The organism is Dyella sp. 2HG41-7, from assembly GCF_021390675.1.
Classification (GTDB): domain Bacteria; phylum Pseudomonadota; class Gammaproteobacteria; order Xanthomonadales; family Rhodanobacteraceae; genus Dyella_B.
Genome location: NZ_JAJEJV010000004.1, coordinates 3,297,893 through 3,314,395 on the forward strand (window position 1 = coordinate 3,297,893; position 16,503 = coordinate 3,314,395).

Genomic DNA, 16,503 nt, shown 5'->3' on the forward strand with positions numbered 1-16,503 from the left:
GTTGCATAGCCTTCTTGGCGCGATAAGCCAAAAAAAAGAGAAAGGGATTGCCGATGAAAGGTCGCCGACGCGACCCCGCGGGAAATCATCCCCTGCGAGCTATGCAGTTAAGCTCTGTGGTCCGATCCGCTCGACCAAAGCCTGCCACAAACGCTGTTGCTGTGTCTCGCTCAAAGGCGCATTGCGGCGGTCGGTAAGTTGGAAGAAGTCTTCCACGCGCTCGCCGAAGGTCGCGATGCGGGCATCGTGCACGCGCACCTCGCAGGCCATTAACACCTGCGTCACGGCCGCGAGCAGACCTGGACGATCGCTGCAAACCAGGGCCATTTGCGTGCGGCCGCTGGATTGCTTGAAGTCGATCCGCGGTGTCATCTGAAAATGCTTCAGATGCCGCGATATGCTGCGCCGTGGCGGCATGATGGGCGCGGATTGCGACAGTGCGCGATGCAAGCGCTGCTGAAGCTCTTCCGCGCGCTCCGCGCCCGCAGGTTTTTGCGTATCGGCTTCCAGCAGCAGGAAGGTGTCCATCGCCTTGCCATCCGGCGAGCTGAGCACGCGTGCTTCCATCACCGAAAAATGCAGGCGATCGAGCATTGCGGTGACATTCGCAAAAAGACCGTCGCGATCCGGCGCATAGACAAACAACTCGGTGCTGCCGCGCACCGATAGCGGATTGACGGCGATCAGCGGCAGCTTGCCGTCCCCGCGCAAGATTTCGGAGGTTTGCCACGCCACTTGTTCGGGGCGATGACGCAGGAAACTCACCATCGGGAACGTATCCCAAACCTGCGCGACCGCCTGCGGTTCATGGCCTTCGGCGATCAGCATGGTCATCGCTTCTTCGCGACAGGTTTGCGCACGTGTGGCGGCGCCGGGCGATGGCTTGGCATCGCGGCGCAAGGCGTAGCGTGTGGCTGTGTACAGATCGGCCAGCAGGCGATCTTTCCATGCATTCCACAAACGCGGGCTGGTGCCGATGATGTCGGAGATGGTGAGCAGGTAAAGCTGACCCAAACGCTCTCGGCCGCCGACAAGTTCCGCGAATCGATGCACGACATCGGGATCGGTGATGTCTTGCCTCTGCGCCGTGGTGCTCATCAACAGATGCCAGCGCACCAGCCACGCGATGCGCTCGATGTCGTCCTCCGGCAACTTCAATTTTTTGCCGAATGCGCGCGCGTCTTCTTCGCCCAGCACGGAATGATCGCCGCCGCGACCTTTGGCGATGTCGTGAAACAGCGCCGCCAACAGCAGCACTTCGGGCTTGGGCAAGCTCGACCAGACTTCGCAGCCGAGCGGAAATTCCGCTTGCGTGGCCGGATCGTCGAAACGCGCGACATTGCGCAGCACGCGCAAAGTATGTTCGTCCACGGTGTAGACGTGGAACAGGTCGTATTGCATGCGGCCGAAAACTTTGCCGAACGCTGGCAGAATCGCAGCGAGCAAACCGTGCCGATTCATGCGCCACAACGCGTCCACCGCGGGTGCGCCACGTCGCAGCAATCGCAGAAACGAAGCGAGCACGTGCGGATCGTCCGCAAGCTGCGTACCCATCGTCGCGGTGGCTTGATGGATGCGACGCATGGTGTCGGCGGTAAATCCGATCACGCCTTTTTCGTCGAGCCGCGCCATAAAAATATCGACGAGCGCAGCGGGACGACGTGTAAACAGATTCGGATCGTTGATCGCCATGCGCGCGCCGTAGCGAACGAAATCGGCGCCTACCGATTTCGCATCGCTCGGCGGCTCGAGCATTTCTTCGAAACGTTCGGCGATTTGCATGCCCAGTCGTTCGATTTGGCTGGCGGCGCGGTAATAGCCTTGCATGAACTGTTCGACGCCGAGATTTTTTTCGTGCTCGTCTTCGAATCCGAGTCGCGACGCCATGGCACGCTGATAATCGAACAACAATCGTTCTTCCGCGCGTCCTGCTTCCAGATGCAAGGCGAAGCGATAACGACGCAACGTCGCCTCCGCTTGCAACAAGGTGTCGCATTCGGCCGGATCGAGCAGCCCTTCGGTCACCATGTCGGGAAAATCCGGCGCGTGCGCCAAGCGCATGCCGATCCAGCGCAACGAGTCGAGCGTGCGCATGCCGCCCGGGCCATCTTTCAGATTGGGCTCGAGGTTGTACGCGGTGTCGTCGAAACGCGCGTGACGCGCGTCGCGCTCGGCCAAACGCGCTTGAAGATAGGCGCGCGGCGGCCACATATCCGGCGCGTCGACGATGACGCGAAGGCTCGCATCGAGCGACGAATCGCCCGCGAGGCGCCGCGCATCCAGCAGACTGGTAAACACGCTCGCATCCGATGCGGCCAGCGTGCGGCACTGCGCCGGATCGCGCACGGCGTGGCCAACTTTGAGGCCGATATCCCACAGCGTGGCGAAACATTGTTCGAGCGCGCGCAAACGCGATGCATCGGCATGCTGCACGAGCGCGAGCAAATCGATATCCGAATAGGGAAACAGCAAGCCGCGTCCAAATCCGCCGATGGCGAATAGCGCCGCATCGTTGACCTCGCCCAGGCACGCGAACCACACATGCGCCACGATGCGCGTGACGGAATCGCTGCGTCTGCGCGCCAAATCTGTCCCGTTGGCGCCATCGCGGAACGCGGTGGCGATGCTGCGATCGAGATCGCCCAGCAGTTGGCGTAGCGCGATGCGCGCTTCGGTGGAAACGCCCGAGCGCGGTACGGCGATCGGCAGGCGCGGTAAAGGTGGGAGGGTAACGGCGGACGGCGTCATGGGAATGGATGGATATCCGCAATCGAATGGCTTGTCATATCGTCATTCCGGCGTAGGCCGAAATGACGAATATGCAAATCACGCATCCGGCCAGACTGTGAGAATCTCAAAACCATCGTCCGTCACGGCAATGGTGTGCTCCCATTGCGCCGACAGCGAGTGATCTTTGGTCACCACCGTCCAGCCATCCGGCAACTGCTTGGTTTGCGGTTTGCCGGCGTTGATCATCGGCTCGACCGTAAACGTCATGCCCTTCTGCAACACGACGCCGGTTCCCGGCTTGCCGTAGTGCAGAACTTGCGGCTCGTCGTGATAGACCTTGCCGATACCGTGACCGCAGTACTCGCGCACCACGGAAAAACCCGCGGCTTCGGCATGCTTCTGAATCGCATGCCCCACGTCGCCCAGCGTGGCGCCAGGGCGCACGGCCTGAATCCCGCGCATCATCGCGTCGTAGGTGGTATCGACCAGGCGCTTGGCCAGCACGGCCGGCGTGCCGACGAAATACATGCGGCTGGTGTCGCCGTGCCAGCCGTCTTTGATGACGGTGACGTCCAGATTGATGATGTCGCCGTCCTTCAGCACCTTGCTAGGGCTGGGGATGCCGTGGCAGATGACGTGATTGACCGAGGTGCATAAGGTCTTGGGGAACCCGTGATACCCCACGTTGGCAGGCACAGCCTTCTGTACGTTGACGATATGCTCGTACGCCAGCCGATCCAGGTCCTCGGTGGTGACGCCCGGCTTCACGTGCTCCTTGAGCATGGCCAGCACTTCGGCGGCCAGGCGGCCGGCTTCGCGCATGCCTTCAAGGTCTTGGGCGGTTTTGAGGGTAATGGCCATAAATTCCGTTGTTATATGGCGGCAAAGTTCCCAAAAACCAGCAACTTGCCGTTAAGCGGTGATCCCGGCTACAATTTCCGGGTTTTGCAGACCGCTTCCAGCCATCAGATGGCCCGCGCGGCGCAAATCGAAGCGGGATTGTAACCGTGCTGCGGTACAAGCCCAACCAATGCCACACACGTATCGGCACCGTCTTCGGGGTGCTGTAGCCGCCCTCTCTCTAGCCAATGGGCGCTACGGTCGAAGCCGGGGATACGCGGAGGTCCCAACCCCCCGGACCACTCAAAAAAGGTCCACTGCAGGAGTATCACCATGGCTCAAGTCACCATGCGCCAGATGTTGGAAGCTGGCGTGCATTTCGGTCACCAGACCCGCTACTGGAACCCGAAGATGGCACCGTACATCTTTGGCGCCCGCGGCAAAATCCACATCATCAACCTCGAAAAGACGCTGCCGCTGTTCACTGACGCGATGAACTTCCTGTCGGGTCTGGCGCAGAAGCGCGGCACCGTGCTGTTCGTGGGCACCAAGCGTTCCGCTCGCGAAGCGCTGGCTGAAGAAGCCACCCGCGCCGGCATGCCCTTCGTCACCGCCCGCTGGCTCGGCGGCATGCTCACCAACTTCCGCACGGTGAAGCAGTCGGTTGCTCGCCTGAAGGAGCTGGAAGCGGCCGAGACCGACGGTAGCTTCGACAAGTTGGTCAAGCACGAAGTGCTGGCCCGTCGTCGCGAACGCGAGAAGCTGGAAAACTCGCTGGGCGGCATCAAGAACATGAACCGTCTGCCCGACGCGCTGTTCGTGGTCGATATCGGCCATGAAAACATCGCCGTGCAGGAAGCCAAGAAGCTCGGCATTCCGGTGATCGCCGTGGTCGACACCAACTACAACCCGGAACTGGTCGATTACGCCATCCCGGGCAACGACGACGCCATCCGCGCCATCCAGCTGTACGCCCGCGCCGCGGCCGATTCGATCCTCGAAGGCAAGGCTGCCGCTCCGGCCGCCGCCCAGGGTGACGCCAACGAATTCGTCGAACTGGACGAAGAAGGCAACCCGGTCGCCAAGGACGAAGACCGTCGCGCCGCAGCTCCGCGCCGCAATGCGCCGGCCAAGAAGGGTGCGCCGCGCGGTGGCGACCGTGACGATCGCCGCGGCGGTCGCGGTGGTCGCGGTGGTCGTGCACAAGATTCCGCCGACGCCGACTAAGTCTTAAACGCGTCGAGGCATCCGCAAGGCTGTCTCGACGCCTCCAAGTTTCTCGAGGATTCCATGAGCAATATTTCCGCCCAACTGGTCAAAGACCTCCGCGAGCGCTCCGGCGCCGGCATGATGGAATGCAAGAAAGCGCTGGTCGAAAACAACGGCGACATCGAAGCCGCGATGGAATGGCTACGTAAGTCGGGTCTGGCCAAGGCCGACAAAAAGGCTGGCCGCATCGCCGCCGAAGGTCGCATCGTCGCCGCCCAGAACAACGGCAACGCCGTGCTGGTCGAAGTGAACTGCGAAACCGACTTCGTCACCAAGAACCCCGACTTCGTGAAGTTCAGCGACAACGTCGCCAACATCGCGCTGACGTCCGGCGCGAAGGACATCGACGCGCTGAAAGCGGCCGCCTACCCGGGCGGCGGCACGGTCGAAGAGGCTTCCAAGTCGTTGATCGCCACCATCGGCGAAAACATCCAAGTTCGCCGCATGGCGCACGTGGCCAACAACGGCATCATCGCCACTTACATCCACGGCGGCCGTATCGGCGTGCTGGTGGCTCTGAAGGGCGGCTCGGAAGAACTCGCCAAGGGCATCGCGATGCACGTGGCGGCGATGAATCCGGCCTATGTGCGCGCCGATGACGTTCCGGCCGAGTTCCTGGCCAAGGAAAAGGAAATCGCGCTGAGCCAGATGTCCGAGAAGGAAAAGGCCAAGCCGGCCGAGATCCTGGAAAAGATCGTCGGCGGCAAAGTCGCCAAGATCATCTCCGAGGTCACCCTGCTCGGTCAGGCCTACGTGCTCGACACCAACGTCACCGTCGCCGACACCCTGAAGAAGGAAGGCGCCGATGTGATCTCCGTGGTGCGTCTGGCCGTGGGTGAAGGCATCGAAAAGGTGGAAGAAGATTTCGCCGCCGAAGTGATGAAGCAGGCCGGCCTGGCGTAAGCCATCGTCATCGCTTGCATGAAAAAGGCCGCGGGCAACCGCGGCCTTTTTTTATCCCTTTTTCTTCGCCGCGCGATCGAACGGCACGGTATTGGATGCCGGCTGCGTGCGCGGCTGCAGCAAATCCCATTTGTTGCCATACAGATCTTCAAAAACCGCCACGGTGCCGTACGGCTCTTCGCGGGGCGTTTCGAGAAAACGCACGCCTTTCGAACGCATGGCCGCATAGCGCGCATAGAAATCGTCGACGTGCAGAAACAGGAAAACCCGCCCGCCTGCCTGCTCTCCCACGCAAAGGTCTTGCTCGGATGTGCTCGCTTGAGCGAGCAGCAATTGCGTTTCGCGCGCACCCGGCGGCGCCACCAACACCCAGCGTTTGCCGCCACCCATCGGTGTATCTTCGATCAACTCGAAATCCAGGCAATCGGTGTAGAACGCGATGGCCTCGTCGTAGTCACGCACTAGCAATGCGATGGCGGCGATGGTGTGCTGCATGACTTGCTCCGCTTGTGACTACGGTGTGAAGCATAAAACATGGCGCATGGCGCGCTGACGTCTGCGGCGACCTCCGCTACAATGCGGTCGTTTTGCTTGAGGTATCCATCGGGCGCAAGCCCGAGCACCGCACGCAAATCGCGCACTTTCGCTTTATCGGCGATTCGAAAACGATCTGTACCATCGTTTTCCTAAAATCCGTTCATCCATCCGGAGACCTCATGAGCGACCAGGTAAAGTATCGACGCATCTTGCTCAAACTCTCCGGCGAAGCCTTGATGGGCGAAGCCGATTACGGCATCGACCCCAAAGTGATCGGTCGCTTGGCCGATGAAATCATCGAAGTGCAAAAGGCCGGCCTGGAGATCGGCGTGGTGATCGGCGGCGGCAACATCTTCCGCGGCGCAGGCTTGGCCGCGTCGGGCATGGATCGCGTCACCGGCGATCACATGGGCATGTTGGCCACCGTGATGAATGCGCTGGCGATGCAAGATTCCATCGAAAAACGCGGCGGCTTCGCGCGCGTGATGAGCGCTATCCAAATCCACGACGTCGCGGAAGACTTTATCCGCCGTCGCGCGATCCGCCATATCGAAAAAGGCCGTATCGCGCTGTTCGCGGCGGGCACCGGCAATCCGTTCTTCACCACCGATTCGGCCGCCGCTTTGCGCGCCATCGAAGTAAGCGCCGATCTCCTGCTTAAAGCGACAAAGGTCGATGGCGTCTACGACGCCGACCCGGCCAAGCATCACGACGCCAAGCGCTACGATCGACTCACCTACGATCAGGTGATCGAACGCAAGCTGGCCGTGATGGATACCGCCGCCATCGCCCTGTGTCGCGACCATCGCATGCCGTTACGCATTTATGACATGACGGTGCCCGGTAACCTGATGCGCATCATGCACGGCGAACCGGTAGGCACGCTGGTCGACGCCGGCTGATCGACGCCTCCATGGACGCGAAGGCGAGCGATACGCCTTCCGTCTCGTCGCTTCAGAGCCTCGCCGAGCGGCCTAGTCAATTTTAGAAATGACCTAACCGCCGAACTCCTTAACGCCCCAGGGCCGCGCCTGATCCAGCCCTTGGACCCCCTGCTATACTTGCCGGCTTGCACGCCAACGGGTGATTTCACATGCTCAACGACATCAAACACGATGCCCAAACCCGCATGGGCAAGAGCATCGATGCCCTCAAGCACGACTTGTCCCGCCTGCGCACCGGTCGCGCCAGCACCACGCTGGTGGACGGCATCAAAGTCCCCTACTACGGCTCCGATATGCCGTTGAACCAGGTGGCTTCGATCTCGTTGGCCGATGGACGCTCCATCATCATCACTCCGTTCGAAAAGACCATGGTCGCCCCGATCGAGAAGGCCTTGCTGGCCTCCGATCTGGGCATCACGCCGACTACCGCCGGCACGGTCATCCGTCTGAACATGCCGCCGCTCACCGAAGAGCGCCGCCGCGAACTGGCCAAGCACGTTTCGCACGAAGGCGAGAATGCGAAAATCGCCATCCGCAACGTGCGCCGCGATGCGTTGCAGCACGTCAAAGATCTTCTCAAAGAGAAGAAGATCACCGAAGACGAAGAACGCCGCGCCGACGAAGACATCCAGAAGATCACCGACAAATTCGTCAAAGAAGTCGATCACCTTGCGAAGGCGAAGGAAGAAGAATTGATGGCCATGTAAGGCCGTCCGGTAAGCGGGCGAGACCTAAGATTGCGCCGTCCACCAAATTTGACGGAGAGGCACGAGGGGTGAAGGGGGCCAGCTCGCATATCCACTGTCCCGATGGGGACAACGGAACGATTTGCCGCGCCGGCCCGGCTTCCGCCCCAGTTCTCGCTTCAAATGGGCAGGATGGCGCCGGCAAATGGCCTTTCGCTGACAAACACTCTCTTAGCATGTGTCCCACTGAGGCAGGTGCCATCGCTACCGTTAATCTCCATTGATGACCACGACCACGCACAACTACGCACCACGCCATATCGGCATCGTGATGGACGGCAACGGCCGCTGGGCGAAGGCACGCCATCGCCCGCGCAGCTTCGGCCATAACGCGGGTCGCAAAGCCGTGCGCGAAGTGGTCGAAGGTTGCCTGCGTCAAGGTGTGGAAGCGCTTACGTTGTTCGCGTTCTCGAGCGAAAACTGGCAGCGTCCCGCAGATGAAGTCGGCGCATTGCTGGAATTGTTCATGCGCGCGTTGGACAAAGAAGTCGACGAGCTGCATGAAAACGGCGTGCGGCTGCGCTTCATCGGCGATTTGAGTGCCTTCGACAAAGCGCTGCAAAAACGCATGATCGACGCCATGCACCGCACCGCCGACAACACCAAGCTGCAGATGAACGTGGCGGTGAACTACGGCGGACGCTGGGATATCGTGGAAGCGGCGCGCAAAATTGCCCAGGCCGTCGCCAACGGCGAATTGTCGGCCGATGCCATCGACGAAGCGGCCTTCGACCGCGAGACCAGCTTGTCCGAGCTGCCGCCGCTGGATCTTTTCATCCGCACCGGCGGCGATCATCGCATCAGCAATTTCCTTCTGTGGCAGCTTGCCTACGCCGAGCTCTACTTCACCGAAACGTTGTGGCCCGACTTCAATCAAGCCGCGCTGCAACTCGCCATCGACGACTTTGCACGTCGCGAACGCCGCTTTGGCCGTACGGGTGAGCAAGTCACCCAGGCAGCGGTACGTTGAAGCTGGCTGCGATCACCGCAAAACCCTCAACCGATCTTTTTGCTCGCGGAGCAAGAAGCCAGCAAGTCGTGCGCACGAAAATGCGACAGAATGAAGACTTCGCTCGGCATCCAAACCACCGCGATCGTATCGCCCACGTAACCAGGCACTAGGAACACCCATGTTGCGACAGCGTGTTCTTACCGCCCTGATTTTGGCTCCCTTGGCGATCCTGCTGATCTTGTTGACGCCGACGAGCGTGTTCGCATGTCTGCTGTCCGTGGCGTTTCTTGCGGCGACGTGGGAATGGACGAGGCTGGCCGGCATCGCCAATCGCAGCATTCGCGGCGCCATGCTCGGTGTCGCGCTGATCGTGTTTATCGCGCTTTGGTGGTTTCGCACCGCCGCGTGGCTTTGGCCCACCGTGATTGCCGTAGGCGTCGCCTGGTGGCTGCTTGCCTGTTTGTGGCTGCGCAATTTCGCCTTCGCCGCTGCTCCTACGCCGGAAAACCGCAATCTGAAGCTGTTGGCCGGCGCATTCGTGGTTTTTCCTGCCTGGGTGGCGGGAATCAACATCCACGGCAGCGAACCGCACGGCCATGTCTGGACGTTTCTGGCCATGCTGCTGGTGTGGGCGGCCGATACCGGCGCCTTTTTCTCCGGTCGCTTTTTCGGCAAACGCAAATTGGCGCCGCAGATCAGTCCTGGCAAAACCTGGGCGGGCGTTTACGGCGCCTTCGCCACCAGCGCGGCCGTGGCGGCCGTAGCCGGTTGGTTGCTCGGCGTGCGCGATCTGCGCCTTGCGGGGCTGATCGTCGTCACCGTGGTGACCGTCGCCAGCTCCATCGTCGGCGACCTGTTGGAAAGCCTGATGAAGCGCCACGCGAACGTAAAGGATTCCGGCGCGCTCTTTCCGGGCCATGGCGGCCTGCTGGACCGCCTGGACAGCGTGTTTGCCGCCCTGCCGGTCTTTGCGCTCGGAAAGCTGCTGCTGGGCCTCTGAGACGCCCTCGCGCTTCGTTTCGCGACTACGGAACTGACAACCCGGACTGTGGTCGATAATCAGACCCCGTGCGAGCGGCATCAGGCGGCAAAGTAAGCCGCCTGACGGGTACTTCGCGGCGCTTACTGATAAGCTTTGAGTTCCTGAGAGACGTACCTGCTTTGATGAATCCCTTCCTTGGCTCAGTGTTCTGGTTGCTCGTCACGCTTGGCGTGCTGGTGACCTTTCACGAATTCGGACACTACTGGGTCGCACGCCGCTGCGGCGTGAAAGTGTTGCGCTTCTCCATTGGCTTCGGACGCGCTATCTGGAAGCGCATCGGTCGCGACGGCACCGAGTATCAGATCGCTGCGATTCCGCTTGGCGGCTACGTCAAAATGCTCGATGCGCGCGAAGGCGACGTCGACCCGGTGCTGCGCCATCAAGAGTTCACCGCGCAATCCATCTGGAAACGCATCGCCATCGTGGCGGCGGGTCCTGGCTTCAATATCATCTTCACCATTGCAGCGTTCTGGCTGATGTTTATGCTCGGACGTACCGATTACGCGCCGGTCGTGACGGCGACGCCGCAAAGTCTCGCTGCCCAAGCAGGAATTCAACCGGGCGACCGGTTGCTCACCGTCGGCGGCGAACCAGTCACGACGTGGAGCGGTTCGTTCGACACCATCGCCAATGCGCTGCTCGGTCGCACGCCGCTGGCCGTCACCGTGCGCGGCGCGGATGGCGTGCAGCGTTCGCTCGTACTGCCACTCAACCGCTTGCCGGCCGGCCAGGATGTCGGCCAGTACATGGACAGGCTGGGCTTGGAGCTCGCCCCTCCTCCGGCTATCGCGGCGATTGTTGAGCCTGGCGATCCAGCGGCGCTGGCAGGCATGCAATCGGGCGACCGTATCCTCAGCATCAACGGCAACGCGGTGAAAGATTTCAACGAGCTCGGCAAGCAGATCGTCGCGGCGGCATCGAAGTCGCCGAAGTTGACGGTCGCCGTGGACCGCCACGGCGCATCGAAAACCTTTGCGGTGACCGCACGCATGGAATCGGTGGCTAACAACGCGCCTCAATGGGTGATCGGCGTGCGTCCTCCCCTGTCCGAATTGGCGATCCAGCGTTACGGCGCGGGCAAGGCTTTAGTCGAATCGCTCGCCATGACCTGGCAGCGCACCACCGACACCTTCACCATGGTCGGCAAAATGGTTACGGGTGAGGCATCCACCCGAAACATCTCCGGGGTGATCGGCATCGCTCAGGTGGCCAATGCCGCGGCGCAAATGGGCCTGGATCGCTTCCTTGAGTTTCTCGGCTTGGTGTCGCTGAGTCTGGCGATCATCAACCTACTGCCCATTCCGGTCTTGGATGGCGGCCATCTGCTGTATTACCTTATCGAGCTGATCAAAGGCAGCCCGGTCAGCGAGCGGACCATGATCGCGGGCCAGTACGTGGGCATCGCCTTGCTATGCACGCTGATGGGGTTGGCGTTCTACAACGACATCCATCGCATCATCCTGCCCTCGTGAGTTGGATGCGCGCCGCCGACAACCTTCGGTTGAACGCTGGCCGCGACCTTCTTATCGCGTGGCGAAACACCCGCAGTGGCGCGGTTTCCGGTGCTCTTTCGCCGGTATCTCGAAGCGCAACTGCGAAAAATAAAATGGCCGGCGCGAATTCGGCTTTGGAAAAAATGCAGCGAAGCGGCCGCAAAACCGCCTCGTCCAAATAACACAACGGAATCGACGATGAAGCGTATCGCCGCCCTGATCCTGCTGGCCTCCCTTTCCACGAGCGTTCTCGCGCTTGAACCTTTCGTCGTTTCCGACATCCGCATCGAAGGTCTGAACCGCATCTCCGCCGGCACGGTGTTCAACTACCTGCCCGTCAACAAAGGCGACCGCCTCACCACCGAAGAAGCCCAGCAAGCCATTCGCGCGCTGTACAACACCAAGTTCTTCAGCGATGTGGAACTGGAACGCGATGGCGACATCCTGGTGATCAAAGTGGTAGAGCGCCCCTCGATCGCCAAGCTCACCATTCGCGGCAACAGCGACATCAAGACCGACGACCTCAAGAAGGGCCTGAAGGAAATCGGCTTGTCCGAAGGCGAAACCTTCGACCGCCTGGCGCTCGATCGCGTGCAGCAGGAATTGATTCGCCAGTACTACAACCGCGGCAAGTACAACGTCTCGGTGTCCCCGCACGTCACGGAGCTCGATCGCAACCGCGTCTCCATCGACATCGAAATTCGCGAAGGCAAGGTCGCCAAGGTCAAGGAAGTGAACATCGTGGGCAACACGGCGTTCACCGACAAGGAAATCGAAGACAACTTCGAAACCGGCACCACCAACTTCATGTCGTGGTACTCCAAGAACGATCAATACTCGCAGGACAAACTCTCCGGCGATTTGAAGAAGCTGCAGTCCTACTACATGGATCGCGGTTACGCCGATTTCGGCGTCGATTCCACGCAGGTCACAATCGCACCGGACAAGCGCGCGATGTACATCGCGGCGGACGTCGTGCAGGGCGATATCTACAAAATCTCGGGCACGCACCTGCTGGGTCAGCTGATCCTGCCGGAAGACACCTTGCGCAAGCTGGTCTTCGTCAAGGACGGCGACTTGTTCAACCGTCGCGCCATCGAAGCTACGTCGGATTCGATCAAGGCGCTGCTGGCGAACATCGGTTACGCGTTCGCCAAGGTCAATTCGGTTCCGAAGCTGGATAAGCAAGCGCACACCGCGGACATCACCTGGTACATCCAGCCGGGTCCGCGCGTCTATGTGCGTCGCGTGATTTTCCAAGGCAATACGCGCACGGAAGACGACGTGCTGCGCCGTGAAATGCGCCAGCTCGAAGGCGCCTGGTATTCGCAGGCGGCAATCGACCGTTCGAAGATCCGTTTGCAGCAGCTCGGCTACTTCAAGACGGTAAAGATCGACAAGCAGACGGTGCCCGGCAGCGACGACGAAGTCGATCTGACGGTGAAGGTGGAAGAACAATCCGCCGGCAGTCTGACTTTCGGCGTGGGTTATTCGCAGTATTCGGGCATCATCCTTTCGAGCTCGGTATCGCAGAAAAACTTCCTCGGCACCGGCGACCAATTCACCATCGGTGCGGAGCGCAGCGATTACCTCACGTCGATCAATGCGGGTTACTACAACCCGTATCTGACCGATAACGGTATCGGCATCGGTTACAACGCCACATTCTCCAAAGCCGACTACAGCAGCCTGGGCAGCCAGTACGCCAGCTACTCGAACAGCACCAAGTCGTTCTCCACCACGCTGGGCGTTCCGGTCACCGACTTCGACCGCTTGAGCGGCAGCCTTGGCATCTCCAGCACCAAGATCAACACCTACGAGGGCTATACGCCGCAGGTGCTGGTCGACTACATCAACGCGCTGGGTCACCAGACCATGCACACCTGGACCGGCTCGCTGAGCTGGGTCCACGACACGCGCAACTCGTATTGGGCGCCGACACACGGCGGCCAGCTGACCGCCGGCGTGAACGTGGCGCTGCCAGGCTCGACCGTGCAGTACTGGACGCTCAATGCCGAAGCCAACCACTACTGGCCGATTGGTAAGGGCTTCGTGCTGTATCTGGACGGCAAAATGGGTTACGGCGACACCTACGGCAACCAGAAATACGAAAACACCACGGCCGACTACAGCGCCGCCAACGCCGTAGGTTACAAGGCCGGCGACAGGGTTGCTTTCCCGTTCTGGATGAACTTCTACGCCGGCGGCGTGACCGACTTGCGCGGTTTCCAGGACAACACCCTCGGCCCGCGCGCTTGTGCAGGCGTCGCGACGGACGGTTCACCGATCAAGCCGCAGGCGAACGGCTACTGCCCTGGCAGCTCGTACACCTACGCCCAGCCAATCGGTGGCGCGTTCAAGGTGCTCGGCACGGCGGAAGTCTATCTGCCGCTGCCGTTCCTCAAGGACATCAACACCGCTCGCGTGTCGGTCTTTATGGACGTGGGCCAGGCGTACCAGAACGTCCAGAGCTTCAGCACCAAGACACTGGACGCGTCGGCCGGTGTGTCCCTGCACTGGCAGGCGCCGATCGGTCCGCTGATCATCAGCCTGGGCTTCCCGTTCCGCTCTCAGCCGGGCGACAGCCAGTACGAAGAACGCATCCAGTTCACTTTCGGCAGCCAGTTCTAAGCTGATTTGCACAATTGGACCTGAAGAAAGCGCGGCTCATGCCGCGCTTTCTTTTGCGGCCCATCGCGAATTCGCATAAAGATGCGTGTCTGGGGATCGCCCCCTACAATGCGGCTTGCGCCGTGGAGCTAAAGCCTTGAGCACGATCCAATACAGCGTCGCCCAAATCGCCGAACGCTTCGCCCTGGAATTCCGCGGCGATGGCGCGCGCCTGATCGACGGCGTGGGCACGCTCGCGGGCGCCGGGCCGACTCAGCTCAGCTTTCTCTCCAACAGCAAATATTCGGCGCAGCTGGCGACCACCCGCGCGGGCGTCGTCGTCTTGAATAACGACACCGTCGATAGCTGCCCGACCGCTGCGCTGATCGCACGCGATCCTTACGTCGCCTACGCGCACATCGCCGCGCTGTTTGAACGTTTGCCGGCGGCGACACCCGGCATACACCCCACAGCGACCGTCGCGCCCAGCGCACGCGTCAGCGCGTCGGCCAGTATCGGGCCGTACTGTGTGATCGAAGAAAATGCCGTGATCGAAGACGGCGCTTTCCTCGGTCCGCATTGCATCATCGGTTATGGCTGCGTCGTCGGGGCGCAATCGCGATTGGTCGCGCGTGTGACCCTGGTGACGCGCGTCACGCTTGGCAAACGCGTGCTGGCGCACCCTGGCGCGGTCATCGGTTCCGACGGTTTCGGCCTCGCCTTCGATCGCGACCATTGGGTCAAGCTGCCGCAATTGGGCGGCGTCCGCATCGGCGACGATTGTGAAATCGGCGCCAACACCACCATCGATCGTGGCGCGTTGGACGATACGGTTCTGGAAGAAGACGTGCGCCTGGACAACCAAATCCAGATCGCGCACAACGTTTACATTGGCGCGCACACCGCCATGGCAGGCTGCGCCGCGGTGGCCGGTAGTGCGAAAATCGGCCGTTATTGCATGATCGGCGGCAATGCCGGCGTGCTCGGCCATCTGGAAGTGGCCGACCGGGTTACCATTACGGCCAAGAGCCTGGTGACTCATTCCATTCGGGAGGCTGGCGAGTATTCCTCCGGGGTGCCGCTGCAAGAGAACCGACAGTGGCGCCGCAATGCTGCGCGCTTCAAGCACCTGGACGAGTACGCGCGCCGATTGTCGGCGCTGGAAAAGGATAAGAACGATGAGTGACAACACCCCCCTGATCACGCTGCCCGTGAACGTGGAGCAGATCCAGCAATTGCTGCCGCATCGCTATCCGTTCCTGTTGGTGGATCGCGTGATCGAGATCGTGCCCGAGCAAAGCGTGGTGACGTTGAAGAACGTCACCATCAACGAGCCATTCTTCAACGGCCATTTTCCCGGCCATCCCGTGATGCCCGGCGTGCTGATCGTGGAAGCGATGGCGCAGTCCGCCGGCTTGCTCACCCAGATCAGTTCGCGCCTCAAAGGCGGCTCGGCCAGCCCGTTGTTCTACTTGGCCAAGGTCGACAACGCCCGCTTCAACGCACCGGTGGTGCCCGGCGATCAACTTCGCATGGAAGTGCGACTCAAGCGCCTGCTGCGCAGCATGGGCCTGTTCGAAGCGCGCACCTTGGTCGATGGCAAAGAAGTGGCCAGCTGCGAGCTGATGTGCGCAGCGAGGTCGGAGAAATGATTCATCCGACCGCGCAAATCGATCCATCTGCGGTCATCGGCGCCAATGTCAGCATTGGCGCATTTACCGTCATCGGCGCCGATGTCGAAATCGGCGACGGCACGGTCATCGGTCCGCATGTGGTAGTTCAGGGGCCGACGAAGATCGGCCGCGACAACCGCATTGCGCAGTTCGCCTCGCTCGGCGGCGATCCGCAGGACATGAAGTTCAACGGCGAGCGCACGGAACTGATCATCGGCGATCGCAACTTGATCCGCGAATTCGTCACCATCAATCGCGGCACCGGCGACGGCGGCAGCGCCACGCGCATCGGCAATGACAACTGGCTGCTCGCCTACGTGCACGTCGCGCACGATTGCAAGATCGGCAATCACACCATCTTCTCCAACTATTCGGCGCTTGCCGGACATGTGGAAGTGGGCGATTGGACGGTGTTTTCCGGCTATTCCGGCGCACATCAATTCTGCAAGATCGGCGAACACGCCTTTATCGCGATGGGTTGCCTGCTCGGCGCCGACGTGCCGCCGTTCTTGATGATGGCCAACGATCAAGGCGGTCGCCCGCGCGGTTTGAACACCACCGGCCTGAAACGCCGCGGCTTCGAACCGGAACGCATCACGGCGATCAAGCGCGCATACCGCACGCTCTATACGTCGGGCCTTTCTCTGGCCGAAGCGCGCGAGCAACTGGTCGCGCAAGCGAAAGACAGCGAAGACGTGCGCGCCATGCTCGATTTTCTCGATCGCAGCGAGCGCGGATTGGCCCGTTAACATGCGCATGGTTTG

General features: G+C 61.1%; 15 protein-coding genes. 12 read left to right on the forward strand and 3 right to left on the reverse strand.

Annotation, left to right across the window (positions count from 1 at the left end; all coding sequences use genetic code 11):
* Positions 1–99: 99 nt before the first annotated feature.
* Entirely contained in the window at positions 100–2,748 is a 2,649-nt protein-coding gene (gene glnD / locus L0U79_RS16230) for a [protein-PII] uridylyltransferase (RefSeq protein ID WP_233843281.1), read from the reverse strand.
* Between the two features lie 78 nt (positions 2,749–2,826).
* Complete coding sequence (gene map, locus L0U79_RS16235) at positions 2,827–3,591, reverse strand: type I methionyl aminopeptidase (protein WP_233843282.1); 765 nt, start codon at positions 3,589–3,591, stop codon at positions 2,827–2,829.
* 312 nt (positions 3,592–3,903) lie between these two features.
* On the opposite strand from map, the gene rpsB reads away from it, so the two are divergent.
* Both rpsB and tsf read left to right on the forward strand, forming a co-directional pair.
* The gene (rpsB, locus tag L0U79_RS16240) at positions 3,904–4,797 is read left to right on the forward strand and encodes a 30S ribosomal protein S2 (protein WP_233843283.1); all 894 of its coding nucleotides are present in this window, start codon (positions 3,904–3,906) and stop codon (positions 4,795–4,797) included.
* 63 nt (positions 4,798–4,860) lie between these two features.
* Positions 4,861–5,742: a translation elongation factor Ts gene (gene tsf / locus L0U79_RS16245; protein ID WP_233843284.1), complete on the forward strand. Its 882-nt coding sequence runs from the start codon at positions 4,861–4,863 to the stop codon at positions 5,740–5,742.
* Positions 5,743–5,793: 51 nt separating this feature from the next.
* Here the strand turns inward: tsf and L0U79_RS16250 are convergent, their stop codons facing one another.
* Complete coding sequence (locus L0U79_RS16250) at positions 5,794–6,237, reverse strand: VOC family protein (RefSeq protein ID WP_233843285.1); 444 nt, start codon at positions 6,235–6,237, stop codon at positions 5,794–5,796.
* Positions 6,238–6,458: 221 nt separating this feature from the next.
* Between L0U79_RS16250 and pyrH the strand changes: the two genes are divergently transcribed.
* From pyrH to lpxA, 10 genes are all read left to right on the forward strand, one after another.
* Positions 6,459–7,181, forward strand: a complete 723-nt coding sequence (gene pyrH, locus L0U79_RS16255; protein ID WP_233843286.1) for a UMP kinase — start codon at positions 6,459–6,461, stop codon at positions 7,179–7,181.
* 191 nt (positions 7,182–7,372) lie between these two features.
* Positions 7,373–7,930, forward strand: a complete 558-nt coding sequence (frr, locus tag L0U79_RS16260; RefSeq protein WP_233843287.1) for a ribosome recycling factor — start codon at positions 7,373–7,375, stop codon at positions 7,928–7,930.
* Positions 7,931–8,192: 262 nt separating this feature from the next.
* Positions 8,193–8,939 (forward strand): polyprenyl diphosphate synthase, encoded by a 747-nt coding sequence (uppS, locus tag L0U79_RS16265; protein ID WP_233843288.1) that lies wholly within the window; start codon positions 8,193–8,195, stop codon positions 8,937–8,939.
* Positions 8,940–9,099: 160 nt separating this feature from the next.
* A complete protein-coding gene (locus L0U79_RS16270; RefSeq protein WP_233843289.1) occupies positions 9,100–9,921 on the forward strand; it encodes a phosphatidate cytidylyltransferase in 822 nt (273 codons plus the stop codon).
* 164 nt (positions 9,922–10,085) lie between these two features.
* Entirely contained in the window at positions 10,086–11,435 is a 1,350-nt protein-coding gene (gene rseP, locus L0U79_RS16275) for an RIP metalloprotease RseP (RefSeq protein WP_233843290.1), read from the forward strand.
* Between the two features lie 5 nt (positions 11,436–11,440).
* Positions 11,441–11,638, forward strand: a complete 198-nt coding sequence (locus L0U79_RS16280) for a hypothetical protein (RefSeq protein WP_233843291.1) — start codon at positions 11,441–11,443, stop codon at positions 11,636–11,638.
* 16 nt (positions 11,639–11,654) lie between these two features.
* On the forward strand, positions 11,655–14,087 hold the full coding sequence (gene bamA / locus L0U79_RS16285) for an outer membrane protein assembly factor BamA (protein WP_233843292.1): 2,433 nt from the start codon (positions 11,655–11,657) through the stop codon (positions 14,085–14,087).
* A gap of 136 nt (positions 14,088–14,223) precedes the next feature.
* Positions 14,224–15,252 carry a UDP-3-O-(3-hydroxymyristoyl)glucosamine N-acyltransferase gene (lpxD, locus tag L0U79_RS16290; RefSeq protein WP_233843293.1) on the forward strand — a complete coding sequence of 343 codons (1,029 nt, stop codon included), beginning with the start codon at positions 14,224–14,226 and terminating at the stop codon, positions 15,250–15,252.
* Positions 15,245–15,718, forward strand: coding sequence for a 3-hydroxyacyl-ACP dehydratase FabZ (gene fabZ, locus L0U79_RS16295; RefSeq protein ID WP_233843294.1), 474 nt, complete (start codon positions 15,245–15,247; stop codon positions 15,716–15,718). The genes lpxD and fabZ overlap by 8 nt, the downstream gene beginning before the upstream one ends.
* A complete protein-coding gene (lpxA, locus tag L0U79_RS16300; RefSeq protein WP_233843295.1) occupies positions 15,715–16,488 on the forward strand; it encodes an acyl-ACP--UDP-N-acetylglucosamine O-acyltransferase in 774 nt (257 codons plus the stop codon). The genes fabZ and lpxA overlap by 4 nt, the downstream gene beginning before the upstream one ends.
* The last annotated feature ends 15 nt before the right edge of the window (positions 16,489–16,503 follow it).